This window comes from Bradyrhizobium sp. USDA 223 (assembly GCF_044909005.1).
GTDB classification, from domain to species: Bacteria; Pseudomonadota; Alphaproteobacteria; order Rhizobiales; family Xanthobacteraceae; genus Bradyrhizobium; species Bradyrhizobium yuanmingense.
Genome location: NZ_JBIYDR010000001.1, coordinates 229,386 through 251,819, shown reverse-complemented (window position 1 = coordinate 251,819; position 22,434 = coordinate 229,386). Strand labels below are relative to the sequence as shown.

The window sequence follows — 22,434 nt, the reverse complement described above, 5'->3', positions numbered from 1 at the left end:
TGTCTGCTTTGCTTGGATCTTCTGATCCAAACTCTCTGCCTTCGGCAGTGGCGCCATCACACCTTGCTTCCAAACTTCGTATTTCCAATACTAGAGCAACGGCGGCGCCCATTTTGTGCGTTTCGGCCGGGACTCGCGATGAACGAGAGCGCGGGGCTCCCGTGTTCAAGCCGCAAGACGTCGCTATCGAAGGCCACTCGATCGCAGCTTCGTCGCGGACCATCTCGCACCCCCGTGCCTGGCAAGCGCGTATTCTCCCCACACGCAACCGTGCGGTCGTACTGAGCGTTTGCGATCAGGTTTGCCAGCCGCCTCAAGGGGAGTCATACGTCGGCAAGTGATTTGCGCTACCATGCAAAGAAGTGGCGGCCATTCGCAGGAAAACTCTCCGAGAGCCACGCAGAACATATCGACAAAGCCGGCACGCTGCTGCAGGGAAGTGCGCAATATTGACGCGCTACCTAAGGGCGTGTCCCAAAAGTCAATCTGTTTCAAGTCGCCCGTACGCTACGGGCTGAACAATTTCAACGTGAGCTGGCGCGAATGCCTAGTACCCGAGCCTGTTTCAGTGGTTTGCCAGCGATCTCTTGTGAGGGAGATGACGCGATCACTGTGCGCGAGCAACTATTTACTTTGTTCCGCAAGCTTCGATGGATCATTGTTCTGTCGGCAGCCATCTCAGTATTGCTCTACTTGCCAGATCAGATTCAGGAGCTCTACTGGATAGCCGCGAACGGCCTTGGTTGGGTGACGTTCAGGGAGTTTGCTGCCCTGGGCCTAATTGCCATAACAATTTGGCAAGCGTTTCGGCTCGCAACTGCATCCCTGCCGCAAATCCCTAATCCTTCGAGGCGCCTTGCCTTATATAACTTGCTCCCGTCCTGCTTGGAGCACTCCCGATCATCGCCGCCACAGCAGGTCAATTTGCATCACGGCCCGCGCGAAAGACGGGTGAGGTCGAGGGAGTCGGCAGCATCTTGCGCATTCAGGACCAGGCGCTCGCGTTTGAGCGAACATGCTGTTCATCCTCGCAATTGCCATGCTGATCACGCTCGTCTGCAAGGAACCTGCCGCCGGGCGTGATCGGACCAGAATTGACCGACGCCGAACGGCGAGCGCTTGTCGAGTATCTCAAGACTCTATGAGCAAGGCGTTGCCCGCCGACCTGCACGTCGGCGCGGCTACGTTGGATGTTCCGCCGAGCCGATTCATCCCTCTGTCAGCGGCGTGCACCATCGCCGCGAGAGCGAGGACGTCGACGCCGACTTCGCTTGCATCGAGCTCCGAGCCTTTCTAGGCTTCGGATCACGCCGCCCCTCGCCTATCCCAGAGCCCGATTGCTGCTCAGTACGTCGACGTGGAATTCGGCTTCCCAAAGACCTGCGAGATCCGGTGCCTGGTCGGCTGGCCCACGGTCAAAGCATAGAAGGCGTCAAGTGCCTGGCCGATTGCGGCGCAGACCGCATCAACAATGGATCACACGAATGTCGGCGCCACTCTAGAAGATGGGGCGCCAAAACTGTGTCGCACTGTGTGCACCGTCACGCGTTTGTTCACATCCGCTGCGATGCGGGCCGAGCGGCATGCAGCATATAGAACGGTCGCATTAAGCGGCCGCTAACGTTCCCGGCCGGCAAATAGCCCGCGTGTCGGTCGGGTTAGCCACCAAGGGGCCCTTAGAGTGTTAAGAAGTCCTGGCGACAGCATGACGTCCCTGCCGGGTTTGCCCGCTCGACCCGGATTGCCATCCGCTGTCTGTCGATATCCGGGATCGCGAGGAAAGCCACTTCCGACACGCATAATCCTGCGGCATAGACGTCGTCAGCTCTATGCGGCTCCTTAGGCTCAGGATTGGCTTCAGCAAGCTCACCACCTTCTCGGCAATCAGCACGATCGGCAGCTTGCGAGGCTATCGCGCGTAGACGATGCGCTCGGGAATCTCACTGTGGCCGAGCGTCACGCCGTCGGAAAGGTGCAACGCACAGACCATCTGGTTGAGATGCGACCAAGAGACCTGTCACCACCAGGTGAACCTGGAACGTATGAACATCCTCCGCGCGGGCGATCGGCTAAAAAATCGGCTTAGGCATCGATACCGCGTTGAGATATGATCGGCTGCGTTGCCGGCGACAAATTGCCCACCGTATGTCCTCGATCATGCGGCGGCTCACCTGAGCCATCAGAAAACCCGACTTTCGGAGCAGAACGTCATGAGAACGCTCGGATCCTCTCAGACGGGAGTCGGCGCGAGCGGCTTCGTTCACTCACCAATCAACAAATGTCGTGCCAAAGACGCCCTTTCAGGGAAGTCTAAAGCGTAGCTTGTTGATTCCAAATTGAGGGCTGGGAGTTTCTTCATGGAGGCCAGTTCCTGCCGGTGTTCGACTGTTCATCGTTGACCACTGCTTGTCGCGGCGGCGTTGCACCGAGGAGGGTATGCGCATGGCTTCGCGGTACTTCGCGACCGTGCGGCGGGCAATATCAATGCCCGAGGCGCGCAAGCGTTCCACGATGGTGTCGTCCGACAGGATGGCGGAGGGCTCCTCCGAATCGATCAGCTGCTTGATGTGGTGACGCACCGCTTCCGCCGAATGCGCTTCGCCCCCGTCGGCCGAGGCGATCGAGGCCGTAAAGAAATATTTCAGCTCGAACGTGCCGCGGTTGGTCGCCATGTATTTGTTGGCGGTGACACGCGACACCGTGGATTCGTGCATCTGGATGGCGTCGGCGACGGCCTTCAGATTGAGCGGGCGCAAATGGGCGACGCCGTGGGTGAAGAACCCGTCCTGCTGGCGCACGATCTCGGTCGCCACTTTCAGGATGGTGCGGGCGCGCTGATCGAGCGCGCGCACGAGCCAGGTCGCGTTCTGCAAGGCATCGGTGAAATAGGACTTGTCGCCGTCCTTGCCGATCTTCTTCGACAGCTCGGAATAATAGGTCTGGTTGACCAGCACGCGCGGCAAGGTGTCGCTATTGAGCTCGACATGCCAGCCGCCGTCGGGACCCGGACGGACATAGACGTCGGGCACCATGGTCTGCAGGCGCGCCGAGCCGAACTTCATGCCGGGCTTGGGATTGAGGCGGCGGATCTCGCCGATCATGTCGGCGATGTCCTCGTCGTCGACGCCGCAGATCTTGCGAAGAGCCGCGATGTCGCGCTTGGCGAGCAGATCGAGATGCTCGACCAGCGCCTGCATCGCAGGGTCGTAGCGGTCGAGCTCGCGCAGTTGGATCGCCAGGCATTCGCTTAAGGAACGCGCGCAGACCCCGGGCGGATCGAATTTTTGCAGCACGGCGAGGACGCTTTCGACCTCGGCCTGCGACGCGCCGAGACGCTCGGCGGCTTGGCCGAGATCGGGCGGCAGATAGCCGGCCTCGTCGACGAGGTCGATCAGGTACTGGCCGATCATGCGCTGCGCGGGCGCGGTGAAGGCCACCGAGAGCTGCTCGGCGAGATGGTCCGACAAGGTTGTCTCGGCCGCGACAAAAGCTTCGAGATTGTAGTCTTCGTCACCGGAGGCGCCGCCGCCCCATTCGGTATAGGTGGTCGGCGCGGCATCCTGGGCGTTGCGCGCCGCTGCCTCGGCCAGCTGTTCGCCGCTGACCTGATCGACTTCAGTCGGGGCTTCGGCACCAGCTACACCGTCATTGGCTCGCTCGAGCAGCGGGTTTCGCTCGAGCTCCTCCTCCACGAAGGTCATGAGGTCGAGATTGGACAATTGCAGCAGCTTGATCGCCTGCATCAGCTGCGGCGTCATGATCAGCGACTGCGACTGCCGGAACTCTAATCTCTGCGTGAGCGCCATGAAGCAAGAACCTTTCCTGAAGTTGGCCCGCGTTTTGCTCATCTAGTCAGGAGCTGATCCACGCGTATTTGATGTCGCGCAAAAGTAGATGCGAGGTGAGATATTTAATGAAGGCAGCCAACAGCTGGACACCGAAACACTTGCGGAACTCCTTCGTTAAGTTCCGTTGTTCGTGAGACTAGAGAACTAGAGATTAGGAGGTGGCACTTTGACCCGAGGACATGAACCAACAGGACAGTTTCACTGTGGCGACACTCCGATGAAGGAGCGGGCAGCCCGCGGCAGTTTCGGTGACTTCTGAGAGTAGCCGCGATCCTACCCATCCCGTAGGACTACCAGCAAAAGGTGCGCTGGGCTTAGGATCGGTGCCTGCCCGCCACTCTGATAGCCCATTAACAAAGAGCCTTGCTGCACGCTCGGAATTGGCGCGAACTTTGAAGCCAACGTGGAAGAACGTTGCCCAAACGGATTGGCACTAAGGCTGGCAGTCAAAACAGTTGAGGTGGCGGGTTGAACTGGCCGCGAGATCGGCCCTGCGCCAAAACAGATTGCGAGGTTACCGTCGCGTTCGGCTGCCTAAAGCCCGGCGTTTGTTAGCGCAGCGCCTGCCCCATGTGCGTCGAAAACAAGTCCCTTCCCCAAGTTGCTGAGGCCTCGGCGGAAGATCGAACAGCGGGCACTATTGTGCCTGCGCTTCGGCTTATCCTGGCGAAGGTCCCAACTATTCGCGATGTCGCTTCTTGGCCTCTCACGCATCCGACTCTGGGAAAGTTCCTTCCTCCTCCAAATTGGCCGGCGTGACCGGGACGATCTTGTCGGTTTGTCGAGAGCCTGCGCGAGTTGCTTCGCTTGCAGCGGACTGCCGACAATCACACGGGGCGAAAGGCGTGCGCACGCGCCTAGACCGCCATGCTGTGCCTATGACCTCGAGCACCACCTCATCGCTGGCCAGCAGAGTCTTGCCAGCCCTTGACGCACTCCGCGTCATATCAGTGCTGCCGGCGGAGCCTGCCGCCACCCCGAACATCCCTCCAAAGCTTCGCTCGATGCCGAGTCCAATCACTCGTCTCATCGGCATCTGAGCTGCGGCGAGACGAAAAGTGCGAGTTAGCGCTCTTGCTACACCGCAGTGCGCTCTTGCTACAACGCAGTGAGTCGCAGAGGTGGCCAGCTCCCAACTCGAACTCCCGGCTCATTGCCTGTATCGCCGGACCCACGATTCGTGCTCCTGCTGCCCCTGTGCCGATGTACCATACACCACGCTATAGAACACCGCAGCGGAACGTTGGCACCGGCAGATCTCATACCGGTCACTAACACCATTGAGCGGCCGCACGAAGAGTTCAAGCGACGGATCAAGATCAAGACCGTTTGCTATCAGCGGCCGCCACGGCGATATTGTCCTGGCCTGCTCACCTCCTGCCAGATCAAACATGCGGCAAGGTCGATGACTGGAGAACCCTTACCACAATGCCTAGATTGACCTCGCTGCACGAGCAGGTGGATTCACGTTGATGGAAATCGCGCCACAATTGTAAGGCGGCGCTGCCCCCGCGGTGAAACGCACGACTTCAACGACCATGGCTTGGTCCACCGGCAAGCCGCTGCCATAGGGCGAACCATTGCCTCGGCGGATCGGATCAGGCAGCGGCACCTCGATTGCCTGATCGATAAGGCCGGGAGGCTGGCGCGGCCTCGATCGCCTCGGGACGGTCGCTGGAGAGAATGAAGATGATGTCGGCGTCTTCCGCCGTCTCGTTGAGCAGCGTGTTTAGCAACACTAGATCGCTTGAGAGGCGGATTGTGTCTGGCGCAACGAGACTTGCATGCAACGACGAGGCCCCAAGTCCACACCGGGCGCTGTTGAGGGACACCGCATAGGCGCGCCTGATGCGCTTGCCTGCCCAGCTATCTGGTTTGAGCCGCTTCCGTTGAAGTACATCGTCGAAGCCACTTGAGATCGGTTGTCCCGACCCGCGGCAATAACAGAAGAGCCCGAAGACGGAGCCTTTGATGTGACTTTAAACGGGCGCGGACTTAAATGAGGCGGCGTCGGGTTGCTTTGTGTACAGCATTTGTCCGGTTCGCCGCCCCTAGCTTTCTGACGACGTTCTTCATGTGAAAGTTGACGGTATTCTCGCTGACATCCACAAGTCGCCCGATTACCCAGGCTGACTTTCCTTCTGCGACCCAGTATAGGCACTCTGTTTCTCGCTCGGTTAGCGGAATGTCTGGCTCGAAACCTTCATCAACAGGCGGTGTAATCTGCGCGACAGCGTTGTGAAACGCCGACGCCAATGTCGCGAGATGAGCCATGCGATGCTGTGGATCGGCATCATCGAAGGGAGATGCAAACGATACGAAAGCCAATCGGCCTTGCGATCCAAACAATGGCACGCTTATGCCATGCTTAAGACCTGCTTCTCTGGCCTCGTGCAAGACGCGCAGCTCACGGGGCTGAAGTTTATATTTATTGGTTAGGTCATCCCAAAGAAAGGGCCTTGGCAGCATTGCTGTCCGCCGGACTACCGGGTCGATCGCTCGATACTCTTGCTCAGCATAGCGTTGGCACCAATCAGACGGGAAGTTTATCGTTGGCGGGGGCGGCAGATAGTCCAGCAGACGACGCTCATTCGAGCAGGTGAGTGCTCCGTACGCGACTTTATTAAAGCCTTCATTGCTCGCGAAACTCACAAGAAGCTCGAACAGCGCTTTGATTGATCTTGTCTGTGTAGCGCATTCGACGAAGCTGAATAGGTCTGGCCCGCGGCTTTCCCGTCCTCTTGAAGAGAGTGGCATTTGGCCGTGCGATTGGTCATCCATTTCTATTTCCCATTTTACTTATACAGATGTTGGATCTGCTTGTTGCAGCTGGACGCCCGCGCGGGAAGGAAAGCACCGAGCCCGAAATGTTTGCCCGGGTCCCAGCGCGTACCGATCAGATAGGTGGAGCAAACCGGCGCGCCCCCACCCGCAGGTTGAGCGAACGCGGAGCTGACTTGGTTCGTTGCCGACCGGTCGGGTTGCTATCCGAGCTGCCGAATCGTCACGTGCGTATCCAGACTCTCGAAAGAATGGCTGGCAAATGATGCAACGGTTGCGGCGGACAAGGTCAGCACTTCTCGTAAGAACATACCAACGTCTCAGGCGGCGACGTAAAGAAGTGCGCTCGGCGCGGAACTCTTCGCGCAGCTCGACACGCCTCAGGTCACGGACCGGTGCAGCCCCTCTCAGGCGCTTGCGCATGTTGGGCCGCCACTTGCGGACATTGACAACCAGCTGCTTGATAAGGACGACACCGTGCATGCGATCCTCAGGACTTCCAAGAACCAGCATAGTGGGCACAGCAATTCTCGTACCACTTTCCGATTTGGCAAAATGGCCTCTTAAGAGAGAGGCACTCAGAGAAAGACGGTCTCATCTGAGTTGTTTCGAGCGGATGCGACATACGTCAAACATGCGACGACGTCGTCAGGCGCGACATCGAATTGATATAGATCAAGAGCATGATAGCGGTTGCCTCACCTGCATTGACGCGGACGGGATGGGCGCTGCCCGTGCGGTCCTAACACGCAAGCCAAATACAGTACGGGCCTTTCCATCCTTTAAATCGAACAGCGGGGCAGCAGTTTAGTCTTGCGGGGTCTTTGAGCAGCCGAGGACCCACTTTCAGCAGTTTCGCCGTGGCGCGCCTTTGCGAACCGCCCCCTTCGGCGTCGCGAGGACTTGCCCCCTCCTTGCAACGCCGAGGAGCGAGCAAATGAAAGAGGAAAGAATCACGGAAGGCTCGTCATGGATTGATCCCGGGCGCGCTGTTGATAAAGACTCCGGCTAACGTGGTGGTGGAGATGCTGCGCCTCTCGGCCTGGGCGTGGGGGTCTGAAGCGGATTACACGCCAGCTCGGATGCACCCTTCACACGATGGAGGGCTAGTAGCGGCCGGTGGGGTGAAGCCGTTCAAGTCGTGTCCGCCCTAGCTCTCGCGCACCACGTTCTTCAGGTAATGGTAGGCCTTGATGATCTCGACCAGGCGATCCTGCGTAGATCGGTCGCCGCCATTGGCATCGGGATGGTGCTGCTTGACCATCGCCTTGTACTTCGCCTTGATATCGCCGAGCGTCGCATTGGCATTCAGGCCCATCACCTGCAACGCTTTCCGCTCGGCATTTAAAATCTTGCGCGCCTCAGGCTTGGCCTCCGCGCGAGGGCGGGCACCGGCGCGTCCGTTCAGCTCGAGTTGCGTGCAGAAGCCATGCCAGTCGTCCTCGAAATCGGCCGCGCTGCCGGCCATTTTGCGGGCGCTGATGTTCTCGCCCATCTTCCAGGTCGGACGATGGCCGGTCAGCGCGTCGTTCTGGTAGCGCGCGACCGCTTCCGCGTCCATCCCCGAGAAGAAATTGTAGGACTCATTGTATTCGCGAACATGGTCAATGCAGAAGTGCCAGTATTCGCGCGCGTTGTCGCGGCCCTTGGGCGCGGGATGAGTAGCCTTGTTCTGGCAACCAGGCCATTCACATAGCGCCGCGGTCTGGCGCTCCCGCGCTTCCTTCTTGTTGATGCGAATGGAATCGAAGATTCTGGAGGCGTCGATCAGCATGACTGGCTCCGTTAGCGGAGCGGTAGTTAACAGCGCCGCTTGTTTGCTAGAGAATTGGTTTGGACGGCGAGTTGGATCTGTCTCGGGCTTTGCGTCCAGTTAGTGGCATGATGTAGCAGGCGGTTCTTAGCAATCGACGTGCCAGGACTGCGAGCTTGGTTCAGGCAAGCATCTCTTTGCGATTCAGATCGACTCAACTGCAATTTGCTGTCGGGTTCTGCACATAGAGGTCTTGAACGGGACCGGGTGAATACGAAGAAAGCGGAAGCTGCGCAGGAATCTCGGTGATAACGCGCTCAGAGAGGCAGCGTATCCAGGCGGATGGCAAACCTGCGAGAACTTCTTCAAGGAGCCGATGCGGCCCCAGCGAGACGATCAACATCCTGCCCTTAGGTCAGCCGTGTCCGGTTGATCATGCAATGCTACAAATTCTCCGCACATAGCGCGTGATCTGTTCGTCCGGGCCAGACGGAATTGCACGCATTCCAGAGACGCCGGCGAGCTGAAGCCGCCACGGATGTCGCGCCGGGCCGTGCGGCACAGCTATCGCCCAGCGCGCAACAGCGCAAAGGGATATCGGCGCGATCGAGGTTGCCAAGCCTAAGGTGAGGACCGGCGCGCGAGCGGCTCGCGTTGGATCGGCTTCAGCTCGATGATTTTGCCAGTCCGAGCGCGGCGAACTAGGAGCCTCGATCCTCTGCTGCCCGCCCCTTAGCTGCGCGCTATGTCGACAGGCGATCCAGGAGGCGCTCTCGGTCCTGCTGGAGGGGATGCACCGAACCTTCGATGATTTCGGGCCTGAATGACCAATCGCAGGTTGAATACGAGCGCCGGCAGCACAAGACCGTCAACATGCTCAAGGACATCGCGAACTGGTTTGGAGTGGCAAGAAGGCTATGCAGGATTTCAATGGCGCCAAGCTGGGGCGGTCGCGGAGCATGCACTTGATACCTTCGTCGAAAGCCGCGCCAAACATGTGCGTGACCTTAATTACCGGACAAGGATCGCCAATCTCGAGCCCATTGGCTTTCTATAACTTTCCCGCCGAGCACCAGAGCCAGCTGAGAACTGCAATCCAATCGAGAGCATCCGCCGCGGTGCAGCACACGAGCCTGCCAGCCAAGGAAGCGTTGTCGCCACAAGCCGTAAGATTGATGGTGCAAGCTGATGGGGGGCGTCGAAACGCTGCGTTGACTGAAGAACCACAATCAGTTGCCGAGATCCTCGCGGCGTCAGAGTGCCGATGCGATTGTGCTCGTCCCGAAGACGCAAAGCCATGCCGCCTGCTCGGTTCCGTCACGAGTCGTGGTCAAGATTGATCTGAGATCGCAATCCGTAAGTCTCTAAACGCGTCAGCTTTTCGACAGCTGATCTCAATAGAACGAGAGAGAGCGTCACTATCGGCTCGGCATTGCGAATCGACTCAAACACCTGAAGTTGACATGGACCCATTTAACACCATCAACCCATTCGACCGTGACCACGCCGCAGTGTCACAACCGCAAGAGCAGCAAGCGGAGTTTGAGCCGTACTTGGATGGAGTGCCGCAGCCTGATGCCCCCGCCGTTGCACAGATTCCTGCTTCTTCAGATCCCTACTATTTTCCTCTGTCTGAGGAAGAGCGTAGCCTCATTGAGGCCTTGGAACTTGGGCACCAGGGGGCCCACGGTCCTCATCCCGAAGACGCCCTCACCAGACACCTCGGGGACACCGCTGCCTGGCACAGCGCGCCGCGGGAAGCTTGGACTTGGCCGAAAGAGCTACCTGCGGAAGGGCACGATCAGAACCCGCTGCGGGGGACGATGGGCGAACCCGCCCTGACATCGGCTCTCCCAACCGTGCGCGATCACCAGGGACCGGATCGCGGAAAAGCCGTTCGCCAGTTCAATTGGAGCGACGGCTACCAACCGGCTCGGAACGAGCTGACCGGGAGCGCTCCCTCTTCAAGTCACGAGGTCCTCACGGGTGAGGATTACACCGGGGAGTTGAGGCCTGCGAAGAGGCAAAGAACACTAAGCCATACGGAAGGGGATGCTATCGAACGCCAGGTGAGCGAGCCCGGCAGTTCAGTCGTTCGCGAGCCGATGGAAGACGCCGGCGCACCGTTTCAGGCCAGCGATCGGCTCGTCCTTCCCGCGGAAGGCTACGATCAGGACCTGCTGTGGGCGATGGTGGGAAACGCTGGCGCATCGCCGTCCGTCGAGCCAACCGAGGGTCATCACCAAGGGCTGGATTCAGAACCGGCCGTTATTCCCTTCAATTTCCGGCAGGGCGACCAGCACGCGTCCGCTGCGCTTGACCGTAGCAACGTCGCGCCGAGCCAGGACAGCCGACCCAACAGTTTTATCGTTCACAATGACCGCTACACGGCGCTGTTCGTGCCCGCGGCAACGATGAGGCGAAGCACCCCTCTTCCGCAAGGCGCTGCCATTCCTCTGGGATTTCGACTGGAAAACGCTCCGCAGCCCAGCGCGCAACCAGCGAACCGAGCCTCATCATCGCGGCTTGGACGGTCGATGGAGCAAGCCGCTCCGGCGTCCTCCTCCAGGGCTGAGGGGACGTCCCCCGCGCCCCGCGAGATTTATGCTGCATCATTCGCCGTTCCCAAGAATTTTTCGCACGGCGACCAACCAGCCCCGGACACGATGCTCTCGATGCTTCGCCGCTGGGGCCAGTTGCCGAACGAGGCGCAGCCGGCAATAAACTACGATATTCTCGGCGAGCGTTACACCGCCCTCTTGGGGCCGGGAGGCCCCAATGACGTTCGGCTCATCCATCACCCAAGCAATGGAGATGCCGAGAGACAATCCCCACGCTAAGAATTAGGAACCCGACCACATAGCTCCGGTCTCGGACTTATTAATGTAGCATAGCTTGCTCCAGCGAGCTTGGCGCGGTTCCGGAGGGGTCCGGGTGAGCGCTACCCGTCCGATTAACTTGCGCGCATCATCGCTGTGCGGCTCCTCGTTGAGCCGCACAGCGATCTTCTTTGATCTTCCGAACGCCAAAGCTGAAGAACACCTACGGTGTTATCGCCGTTGCGTTTTACAGCATTGCCATTGATTGGGCCTCGGCCCCGAGACAGGGAATCCTCGGAGTAAAGAGGCTGCTTCCTGCCCCCATCGAACACGCGTCGGCTGAGCTTAGCTGGCTGCAGATGGGCGTGGTCGTCCATCAGTCCCAGATGCACATCCTGGCCGTGGCGTTCCGCAGAAAGCTCCTCTGGCCAACGAGGCGCTGCCCAGCACCTCGTCGATCCGCCTCGGCCTTTCAGTACATATCTCAGGGGTCCGCAATTGTCCGAGATACCGTGCGCGATCTTCATCGCTTAGCCCAGCCGACGTGTTCCGTCACACAGTGCTATCTTAACGCTGCTGCCAACGCCCTTGTCCTGGTTATACTATTGACATGTGCACTCAACGTCCCCGCGGAAAGCCGGTCAGCAATGCCCTTCCCATTTCTCGGAGTAGATGGTCGCTGAAACCTGTAAGAGCCGCATAGACCGTGCAGTATCTGTCGCTACTCCAGTTTTGGACGCTTTGATGAGAGCCGCGTCCTTCGGGACAACGGTTCGGTTCAGCGTGAGCTGCCTTGGGCACTACTCTGCCCGTCGAAGACGACGACCTGAGATGACCTCTCGCCTCAAGGAGTTTGAGCGCCGGATGAAGCTCATCAAGCCGCAGCGACCTCTGTCCGGCTGATAGAAAGTAAGCGTATCGCCGCGCTGATAGGCTTACCGGTCACGATCGCGCGACATGAGCTCGCCGCCTTGATCGACGCGGATCTTTGCTCGCAATCCCACTGACTTGCAGCCCCCTTCCAGCACCGCCAAGATGGCGGTACCGCGAAAGGCGATCCACCAGCGGCTGCCGCAACGAATGCAAAAAAAATCCAATTTGGGACGGAGGCGCGATTAGACGACCCTACCGATTTGTGCAGGAGATTTCGGGGCTCAGGTCAGTTAGCTTGCTGGGTGTTAGGGAGACTTCTTCAATGTTGATTATCGAAACTGTTTTAAAGCCGGACCAGTTTGGCGGTATTGGACTTTTCTCCGCTGCCCTTTTGCCCAAAGGTTCGCTGATTTGGATTCACAACCCAATCGTTGACATCGCGGTGACGCCTGAGCAGTACGAAGCTCTAGCTCCAACATTTCGAGCTCTACTTGATAAGCATGCCTATCCAAGAGACTACAAGTCTAATGATGGTGTTATAGAGTACAATGCTGACAATGCCCGCTTCATGAACCACAGCAGTCAGCCAAACACATATCAGGACGATCATTGCCGAATTTTAACCGCGCGTGACGTACAACCTGGTGAAGAACTGACTTGCAATTACTTGTTTTTTGATCCGACGTGTGACTTATCGTGGGCTAAAGAACCATCGGTGAATGTTGATGCCCCAACGGGCTAGGCGGCAGTGGATTGAATTCGCGATCTGACGACTTGATTCGGCGGCGAAATTTACGGAAGAGTTTCGCCGAACTAATTGCAGCCATCGACCGACCCAGCTTTTTGCGGCTACCTCCTCGAGCCTGAAGGTTATTGCGAGCGCAGCCTTGTTCGACATCACTGGCGCACAGAGTGCGGTGGCCCGCGGCCGGAACGTGCCTTCCATGACGTAGCCGCGACGTGGAGTTCCCAACATCTGTAGAGCTTACCCTAGGCAAGATCTCCGCAGATGCCCCTGATCTCGCACTTACTTCAGAATCTGACGACGCTCGATCAGTTCCAAATCCCTCGCTGAGATGGCGCAGGAGCTGAGCCTGATAAGTATCATTAGCATGCGCTGATTGCGCAAAGTCAGAGTCGCAGATGTGCTGTTCACAAACGCACTTGATGAGATCGCTTGCGGCTCGATCTTTGCCCCTCGATTTACGTCCGCGCGCAGCGCAGATAAAAAAAGCAAGCCGCTTCTCGAGGACATGCACGCCTGGTTGTTGCGCGAGCGCGAAACCCTCCCGCGCTCCCTCCGACGTTCTGAAGCCTATGAACTACATGCCCAGGCGCTGGGACGACCTCGCCCGCTTCCTCGACGATGGCCAAGATCTGCTTGACCAATGCGCTGAGCGCGCATTGAGAGGCAGGGAAGGCACAACTAGACCTTCGCTGGTAGCGAGCGTGGCGCCGACCGTGCCGCCATCATGCTGACAATGATCACGACCCGTCGCCCCAACGACGTTGATCCCAAGGGCTGGCTCCCCAAAGTCCTGTCCCCGCTCGCCGATCTTCCCGCGTCGCGCCTGCACGAACTGCTGGCCTTGGAATGGAAGCTCCTGCGCCAGACCGATAAGCCCGCCGGGTCAGCAGGCCACTGACCTTCCCCCGGCCAATCATAGAGCTCGCTGTGCCCGCGCGCATGCGTCAATCAGGCGGTCTTCGTCGTGCATACTCAGCTCCTTACGTGAGACACTATGATGCTCTGCAAACACACGGATTGCCGGATCTTCGATCAGCCAGAACAGCATTTCACTCGGTCGCGCAACCTGTTCAGTTGAAGCCGACATCAGCGCCTAGTCGATCCCGCAGATCCTGCCGACTGATGACAAGATTGTTGAGGTTCAGGTCCGGTCGTCTTGCTGCCAATCGCCTAACCAGTTCCCGGGTGCCGTCCACGACAAAGACGCCGCAGTCGTAACCGTTCTGCTGCTGTCTTATCGGGGCCTGTTGCACGTACGCGTCGAGCCGTCCTGCGATCTCCGCTGCGGGCCTGTCATTGTATCCCTGGGTGGAGTCATAGTGATAGGCGACCGGCCGACCACGATCGCGACGATCAACCAGCAGCAGCGACCAGTGACTGCCGCGCTGATGTCTATCCGTAGCGCTGGCATCGCTTACCGGCAAGAATAGGAAGTCGGCTGTATCATGGCGAACCCACCCTAATGCTCGTTCGGCGACTTCCTTGGAGGGAGATCGCAACATTTGGGCTATCAGGGGATCCACGAACCGCGTCCGGGCGGCGAGATCTGGATTGTTCTGCTGCAACTCCTGCGCCAGGAGCTGATAGTCCCACTGGATATGCTTGTCACCCAGCCACTGCGTGGGCCCCAACACGGGTCCGCTGCGGTGGCCGGAAGAGGCAACGGTAGCCAAGGGGGCGATCTGAGCAGCCGGGACAGGAGACGGGCGAGGATGATCGATGAATTGCGCACCGGAGCGTCCTCGCGGTCCCAATGTGATCGAGTAGGTCTCACCGCTGATGGGGACTTGGGTTGGGCCGCTGAACTTGGCCGGCAGGACCCCCATGTTGTTCAGGACATCGAGTAATAAATCCGACACCGGCTGGGAGCCATCCTGCCGATCCTCGTCGATTCGGTATCCGATGTGCTCAAGCTCTTGAAGTACGCCCGACCGCCCGACGAAGAACGTGGGTTCACCGGCGGGGCTGAGCACCTGCGCTGACTGAGCATCGTCTCGCATCTGCTGCGGTGTGTACGGCAGATCAACGAAAGAGTCGAGACCGCGGTAGATGTCGGACGACTGAGCTGGCGCGTCTGATGGTTCGGTGAAGAGCGGCGGTCTGGCACCAGCCCCACCCATCGGCGCTGACTGAGCATCATCTCGCATCTGCTGCGGTGTGTACGGAAGATCAACGAAAGAGTTGAGACCGCGGTAGATGTCTGACGACTGAGCTGGCACGTCTGATGGTGCGGTGAAGGGCGGCGGTCTGGCGGCAGCCGAACCCACCGGCGCTGACCGGGCATCATCTCGCATCTGCTGCGGTGTGTACGGCAGATCAACGAAAGAGTCGAGACCGCGGTATATGTCTGACGACTGAGCTGGCGCGTCTGATGGTTCGGTGAAGAGCGGCGGTCTGGCGGCAGCCGAACCCACCGGCGCCGACTGAGCATCATCTCGCATCTGCTGCGGTGTGTACGGTAGATCAACGAAAGAGTTGAGACCGCGGTACATGTCTGACGACTGAGCTGGCGCGTCCGATGGTCCGGTGGAGAGCGGCGGTTTGGCGGCAGCCCCACTCACCGCCCGCGACTGAGCATCGTCTCGCATCTGCTGCGGTGTGTACGGCAGATCAACGAAAGACTGAAGACCGCGGAAAATGTCCGACGATTGAGCAGGCGCGTCCGATGGTCCGTTGAAGAGAGGCGGTCTGGCGGCTGCCCCACTCACCGGCGCGGACTGAGCATCGTCTCTCACCGCCTGCGGCGTGTATGGCAGATCAACGAAGGAGTCGAGACCTCGGTAGATCGCCGACGACTCATCTGGCACCGCTTCCGCCGCCGGCCCCTCAAAATCATGCGGCAGGTGCGGCGACCACGTTGAGTTCGACCCGCCGCGCCGCGGCTCCCCGCCTGCCTGTTCAGGGGAGACGCCCAGCGCAGCGTTCGCCTTGACGATTAATAAATAGTTCCGAACCCGATCGAAGCCCATGTCCGCGCTTCGACTGGATTTTTTAAAGTCCTTGTAATCGTCGTTCAACGACTTTTGCTGCTCACTGGTGCCGGTGAGTCGGCTCACTATGCTCCCCCGCCCCTCCCTTTGGAGCCAAGCACCGAATCTTCGTTGGTTGCGGGCCAGATTTTGAGCAACTTTTTTCCGGCTAGTATCCTCGGGTTTGAGCATGCTCAGCTCTGCCTTTTCCAGGCCATCAATGATGCGGGCGTCATCGGGATAAAGATGCGATGTAGGCGACGGGACAGCATAACCGCTGGGCTCCCGAGACGCACCCGCGCCGGAAACGTCCTCGTCGTCGCGCACCTTGCCCAACGCGAACAATAGATGCTCATCCTTTGGGAACAACTTCTGAGCGAATTCAATGCGCGTAGCGTGGTCTAGCCCGGATATCGAGTAGCCCGCAAGATTAAGCGCGTTAGAAAATCTGCGAAGACTACGATCATGACGAGCAGCACTGCCCGGCTTCATGCCACTGGCACTAAGCCGCTCTGAGAGGGGCGCGTCTTCCGCTGAAGGGATCGTGCGCGGCCGCCCGCCAGAAGTTACATAGTTCGGATCATGATACGCACGAAGGACACCCAACCCTTTCTTCATGTCTTCGTCCTTCGGGAAGTAAGTCTTGACGTAACGGACCAGGGACTGGTGGTCCCCCAAATCAATCGTAATTCGATTAGCGCCAAGATCATTTCCAAGTCGGCGAAGCGCCTGCGTATAGCGGTTAACCGTCTTCCGTTGTGGGTTTTTCTGAGCCACATATTGGGCAATCGCTTTGTCGATAATGTCCCGATGTTCTGCAGAGAGATGGGGATGGTAGTTGCGGCCGCTGCGGCCGCCACCGGAGACAGGACCCGGATCTGGCGGGCGCGCCTCGGCCAAGTGCCGCTCAAAACCCTCTTGGCTGGCATGGCCCCCCTGGTCCTCTTCCAACATGGCGTGTTGCACCTGGGACCAAGCTGTTGGATTGAATGGATCGGAATTGTACGGGTCCACGCTAGCCTCACGTCCAAGACATCAATTGAGCTGATCCTATTATGGATAGGCTTTCCAGAAGCTGACGAGGCCGTCGCTTCGTGAGGCAATGCATCGCGACATCTGCAGAACGAAATGGCCCCGCGGCTCTCGATCGTCACTGGGCTTCTTGGGCTTCAGGACCCGCCCTCCTCCCGGCCGATGAAGTCTTGCGGCGGCATGGGAGCCGACGACTCGTCATTTTTTGGATCGCAAACGGCATACCGGCGGCGCCGCAGGTGCACGCACGGGTGTGGCCGTTACGGCCGGGACGATCAGCATGCGCGCAAGGTGCGAGATCACATCAGCCCTGGCCGAGCGTCATCGGTCGGCGCGATAAGAGATGAATCCTGGACGAGCTTTGCACCGTCAAGATGAGATCGTGAGCACGCGATCCGACCACTGTCAGTGGACGGGCATCGGGATCGGCCGTACCGCGGCGGCCAAGCCGGACGTATGGAGCTTCCATTCGCGCTGCACTGATTGTGGTATGGGACGCCCCTGACCGGCTCTTCAGTAAGCGGCTCGTCGCGAGCCGTTCTTGCTCCAAATCGGGATCGTATACTTTTGCTTCCAGTGCATGGGAACGACGCCCCCTTATAGTTCGAACATTTCTTCGAACTTCGGACGAGTGATGGGAGGGTCGATTAGAGCGCACCAAGGCGACCTTGCCGGCGGGCAACAAAGCAGGACAGCGACTCGTGTGTCCGCGTAAGCCCGCTCTTTCAGAAAGTGTCGGCGCTTGACGCTGGAGTTGCGACCCCGCGTCAGATTGGGAAACTCTGCTGAAACATACCACATGCATCTAGAGTTTAGCATGCAAATTACCCTAAGCGCTCCAGCCCCTGCTCAATGAGAGATATTGGAAGATCGCTGAAACACAGGCGCATGTGACCGCCACTTCGTGGGCCATAGTTCCGACCATTTGTAAGGTGCACGTCGTGCTCGCGGCTTGCAGCGTCAATAAACCTCTCCGGATCCGTACCCGCGATAAGCCGTACCCAGAACGAGAAGCCCCCACTTGGCACACTATAGTCCGGCTCGCAAAACCGGCTGCGCTGCAATAGCTTATGTACGCCGTCCCGCTTCCCTCGGGAGTGCTCGCGCAAGCGTGTTATGTGCGAGTCACGAGCGCTCGATTGCAACAAACCCAAAACGAGATTGCTTAGAACCGGACTTGCGCCGCCGTCGCGTTCTGTTGTTAATGTCCGACTCCGCAAGCACCCAGCCTACCCCCCTGCTGCCGCCGCGCCGTTCGATGCGTGGCTGCGCCCATGCCGAGGCGAGCCTCGGATCCCAAATTGCTCGTGGGATGCAAGGCGTCGGCTATCTTCCGTCGACAGCGAGATGTAAAACAGTGCGGGTGCGGCTCGGTACTAACCGACCCGGGCGTGAAACCAGGCCAACTAGTCCCTACCACATCCGCACTGCCGTTGAGACTAGCGGAAGGTGACTCGGCGCGGATCGCGTCTGGAGCAAAAGCGCTGTCCCTGCCACATCCCGTTAACCCCAAGGGCTCTGTATCTGTGATAGCTTACCGCAAGCTGACAGGCCTTTGCGCAATCGGTCAATGGAAGCGTGGCCTATCAATACCGGCTCAATCTGCCACGGTAGTTCCTGCAACCGCTCAGTGCTGTTCTGTCACGACTTCATGAGAAAGGCGCTATCCCTATCTGCATCCGCACTGCCAATGAAGTTGGCCACGGGATTGAGAGGCTAGCGCCGGCTTTGCCCTGAGGGCTGTTCACACGAAATGCCTCGTGGGTATTAACGAGAACTCGGCCTTGAGTGACCTACAGGGACTGATAGGAGAGACGGCGGACGTAGCTGATCGGTCGCATTCATCGCCAGCGAGATACCATCTCCCGCCGAGAATGAGCAAAGACCGGCTTGCTGACGCCGCTGCCGATAACGTCGTCCGTCAAGCGTCATCATTGAAGTAGATCTTCGTCCTCGCCATCACTCATCGACAAGCCGCTGGGATAGGTACGTATATTCCAAAGCGATCCGGCGTGCCTGTTCAATTAGATTGGCGGCGGCGCTATGCCCCCCGTCGGTATTCTCATAGTAGAAGTACGGTTGGTCCAATGCAGCGAGCCTTGCCGCTGCCTTGCGGCCATGCGCTGGATGGACGCGGTCGTCCTTGGTGGACGTGAGAATGAAGGGGGCCGGGTAGGTCTTGCCTGGCACCAACCTCTGATAGGGCGAGTAAGCCTCGAGCCACTTGCGCTGATCGGGAATGCTGGGATCGCCATACTCGCTGATCCAGGAGGCCCCGGCGCCCAGCTTCGTGAACCGAACCATATCGAACAGCGGAACCCGTAAGATGGCCGCATTGAAGAGGTCGGTTCGTTGGGTGATTGCGGTCCCTACCAGGAGGCCACCTTGGCTACCGCCGACCACCCCTAGCCGGCGGGGAGAAGTGATTTTGCGCCGAATCAAGTCCTCCGCGACGGCGATAAAATCATCCCATGTCCGCTGCTTCGTTGCTCCTTGGGCAGTCTGGTGCCATAGGGGCCCGAACTCACCACCGCCGCGCAGGTTTGCGACAACATACGCGTTGCCCTGCTCGAGCCAGAGTCGTCCGGTGAGGCCGGCGTAAGCGGGGATGAGCGGAATCTGAAACCCACCATAGCCGTAGAGAAGCGTTGGAGTTGATCCGTCAAACCGGGCGCTCTTAGGTCGTAGCAAAAAGTAAGGAATGCGGGTGCCATCGCGCGAGATTGCCTCGAACTGTTCGACGACATGTCTCGAGGGGTCGAACCGAGGAGGTGTCGTCTTCAGGGTCTCAAGGCGACCGGTTACGGCGTCGAAGTACCAGAGCATCGTCGGGCTAAAAAAGCTGGAGACGGTGAACATCGCCTCGTCGGTTTGACCCGATGCCGCAGCTACACCGACACTAGCATTGTCTGGAAGCGGGATCGGCGTGGCCTGCCAGGCGCCTTGATGGTACTTGTAGACGAACGCCCTACTCTGAACATTGTCGAGAATCGTTAGGATTAACAAGTTTCTTGTGGCGGTGAATCCGCTGATCGCTTGTCGAGGCCCAGGCTTAAACACGAGGGTTGGCATGGCGCGCAGCGGATCCTGCTTCCATTCGGTCAGGTCATACGAGATGATTGAGCCCGCTGAGAAGGGCGTGTCTCCGGACGGCGGCATCCAGTCTTCGTTTAGCGTCACCAGCAGGCGACCACTCGCGATGCCTCCGATGGTCGACTTCTTTGGCAGATTGAGCTTAATCGGCTTGGACCCAAAGAGAACATACTCATGCTCGAACGAACTGATGCGGCGGTCGGCGCCGGTCGCATGGATCGTACCTTCACTGTCGCGCAGCACGAATGGTGTAGCCTCGACATCGGTCGGCTCGCCACGGAAGACCTCGTGCGCTTCCGCCAGCGACTGAGCGCGCTTGAGCTCCTTCACAACGAAAGGGTAACCGGCTTGTGTCATGGTCCCTTCGCCCCAATCTCGTGTAACCAGGACCGTGTCGCTATTGACCCAAGTGACCTGCTGTTTTCCCTCGGGAAGTGCGAAGCCCTTTGTGACGAAGGTTTTGGCAACTGCGTCGAACTCCCGGACGAACACAGCGTCCTTTCCACCGTCGGACAGGTTGAGCAAGCATAGGCGCTCTTCGGGCGGAAGGCAGCTCACGCCTTCAAGAACCCAGTTCTTCTTGTCCGCGTCAGCGAGAGCATCCACGTCGAGGATGGTCTCCCATCGGGGGGTTTGGCTGCGATAGCTTTCAAGCGTCGTCCGCCGCAAGACGCCGCGCACGTGGTTCTCGTCCTGCCAGAAATTGTCGAGACCGCGTCGTCCCATCGAGACGTACGGAATCAGATCCTTGGCCTGAAGATTGTGGAGCGCTTCCCCGTAGAAGCGCTGGTAACGTGGATCAGATTGGAGCGCACTGAGTGTCTTGTCGTTCTCGGTGCGAGCCCAAGCCAATGCGCGCGGCCCTTCGATTTCTTCAAGCCAAAGAAAAGGATCTTCAGCCACGCTCGCAGGCGCTGGCGTCGGGGAAAGTCCCGCGGCCATCAAACAGCTCATGGATAGCGACGCTGCGAGAAAGAGAGAATTTTTCATGGGAATTGTCCTGAAGTTAGCCGGCCTTGAGCATCCTGCTAGTGAGTGGAAGCATTCGGAAGATGCATACTCGGCTTCAAACCGCAGGCATGCCGGAATTGCGTCCGCTGGCTTTCGATGGAGCAAGCAGCGTGCCGTTTGAAAGGCGAGGTTCTCCGGCGTTCCCAACTCATTTAAGTGTCGACTTTTGGACGTCCGTCTCAAACCTGACAGTCGGTTTCTGGTAAAGGCGACATGTTGCGCAGCGGCCACCTTGCTCATCGTCGCACTACGTAATCTTCGACGATCGTTTGCGCCCTCCGTTCGGCCACTCACAACTCGGCTCCGCATGAATTGCCTGGAGCATGCGGTTGACCTCGCAAACCTTGCGCGAAGGGCTATGGCTGAAAACGTTGCGGTAAGGGCAAACCATGCAGCGCTTTGGGCGCGCATCGCGCGGGCATCGGCGACGCTCTCGAAGGCCTCTGCAGTCATCCGAAATGACAGTTCGGGTCCGGCAAAGATCGCGTTCGATTTTTTAAAAGGTAGCGCTCCATGCGCAGCCGTTCGTTCTGCTGGCGCAGTCGGGCGATCTACGAAGCCTAATCCGCCGACACCGGCGTCTGCCTAAAGCTTCGCTGATTTGGATACACAACGCAGTCGTTTTGACATCGCGGTGACGCCTGAGCAGTACAAAGTTCTAGCTCCAACAGTTCGAGCTCTGGTTGGTAAGCGATGTCTATCCAAGACAACAAGGCTAATGACAGTATTATAGAGTACAATACTGACAACGCCCGCTTCGTGAACAACAACATCAAGCCAAACACATATCAACGCGATCATTGCCGATGTCTAACGGCGCGTCACGTACAACCTGGTGAAGAACTCACTTACGATTACTTGCTTTTCGATCTGACGTGTGACCTATCGCGGAATAAAAGAACCATCTGTGAATGTTGTGCCCAACGAGCTAGGCGGGAGTGGATTGAGTTCGCCGTCTGACGACTTGATATCGCCTGCCAAATTTACGGGAAGAGTTTCGGCAACTAATTGCGGCCATGGACCGACCCAGCTTTTCTTTTGCGGCTGCCTCCTTGAGCCTGAAGATTATTGCGAGCGCAGCGTTGTTCGACATCCCTGGCGTGCAGAGTGCGGTGGCCCAAGGCCCGAAATGTGCTTTCCATGACGTATAGGCGCGACGTGGATTCCACAACATCTGTAGAGCCTAACGTAGGCAAGATCTCCGCGGGAGTATGCCCGATATCGCATTTACTTCACAATCTGATGATGCTCGATCAATTCCCAACCGCAGCTGACATGGCTGCACAAATGAGCCTGCTAGTATCTTGCATAAGTTGATTTTGCCGCTTGTCGTCAGAGTCGCAGATGTGCTGTTCACAAACGCACCTGATAACGATTGTTGTGACCCGATCTTTGCCCCTCGATCTACTTTCGCGCGCAGCGCAGAGAAGATCCTTTCCCATCCAGTCGCGATCCTGAGACCCGTTTTGGCTGTGAGATCAGCCACTAAGAGTTATCGAGGTCGGCC

9 protein-coding genes and 1 pseudogene are annotated in these 22,434 nt (G+C 58.5%); 4 read left to right on the top strand and 6 right to left on the bottom strand.

Annotation, left to right across the window (positions count from 1 at the left end; all coding sequences use genetic code 11):
- Positions 1-2,300: 2,300 nt before the first annotated feature.
- From rpoN to ABIA40_RS01045, 4 genes are all read right to left on the bottom strand, one after another.
- Positions 2,301-3,806, bottom strand: a complete 1,506-nt coding sequence (gene rpoN, locus ABIA40_RS01060) for an RNA polymerase factor sigma-54 (protein WP_404538289.1) — start codon at positions 3,804-3,806, stop codon at positions 2,301-2,303.
- 1,640 nt (positions 3,807-5,446) lie between these two features.
- On the bottom strand, positions 5,447-5,584 hold the full coding sequence (locus ABIA40_RS01055; RefSeq protein WP_404538286.1) for a hypothetical protein: 138 nt from the start codon (positions 5,582-5,584) through the stop codon (positions 5,447-5,449).
- 259 nt (positions 5,585-5,843) lie between these two features.
- Positions 5,844-6,629: a LuxR family transcriptional regulator gene (locus ABIA40_RS01050; protein ID WP_404538283.1), complete on the bottom strand. Its 786-nt coding sequence runs from the start codon at positions 6,627-6,629 to the stop codon at positions 5,844-5,846.
- A gap of 1,150 nt (positions 6,630-7,779) precedes the next feature.
- Positions 7,780-8,403 (bottom strand): J domain-containing protein, encoded by a 624-nt coding sequence (locus tag ABIA40_RS01045; protein WP_404538280.1) that lies wholly within the window; start codon positions 8,401-8,403, stop codon positions 7,780-7,782.
- Positions 8,404-10,451: 2,048 nt separating this feature from the next.
- On the opposite strand from ABIA40_RS01045, the gene ABIA40_RS01040 reads away from it, so the two are divergent.
- From ABIA40_RS01040 to ABIA40_RS01030, 3 genes and pseudogenes are all read left to right on the top strand, one after another.
- Positions 10,452-11,222, top strand: coding sequence for a hypothetical protein (locus ABIA40_RS01040; RefSeq protein WP_404538277.1), 771 nt, complete (start codon positions 10,452-10,454; stop codon positions 11,220-11,222).
- A 1,174-nt stretch (positions 11,223-12,396) separates the two neighbouring features.
- Positions 12,397-12,816, top strand: coding sequence for an SET domain-containing protein (locus ABIA40_RS01035; RefSeq protein ID WP_271596584.1), 420 nt, complete (start codon positions 12,397-12,399; stop codon positions 12,814-12,816).
- Positions 12,817-13,300: 484 nt separating this feature from the next.
- Positions 13,301-13,720, top strand: a pseudogene (locus ABIA40_RS01030) (transposase); the annotation flags it as partial.
- A 172-nt stretch (positions 13,721-13,892) separates the two neighbouring features.
- Here the strand turns inward: ABIA40_RS01030 and ABIA40_RS01025 are convergent.
- Both ABIA40_RS01025 and ABIA40_RS01020 read right to left on the bottom strand, forming a co-directional pair.
- Positions 13,893-16,745 carry a Ulp1 family isopeptidase gene (locus ABIA40_RS01025; protein ID WP_404538274.1) on the bottom strand — a complete coding sequence of 951 codons (2,853 nt, stop codon included), beginning with the start codon at positions 16,743-16,745 and terminating at the stop codon, positions 13,893-13,895.
- A gap of 2,037 nt (positions 16,746-18,782) precedes the next feature.
- Positions 18,783-20,906, bottom strand: coding sequence for a prolyl oligopeptidase family protein (locus ABIA40_RS01020; protein WP_404538271.1), 2,124 nt, complete (start codon positions 20,904-20,906; stop codon positions 18,783-18,785).
- A 714-nt stretch (positions 20,907-21,620) separates the two neighbouring features.
- Between ABIA40_RS01020 and ABIA40_RS01015 the strand changes: the two genes are divergently transcribed.
- Entirely contained in the window at positions 21,621-21,887 is a 267-nt protein-coding gene (locus tag ABIA40_RS01015) for an SET domain-containing protein (RefSeq protein WP_404538269.1), read from the top strand.
- Positions 21,888-22,434 lie beyond the last annotated feature (547 nt).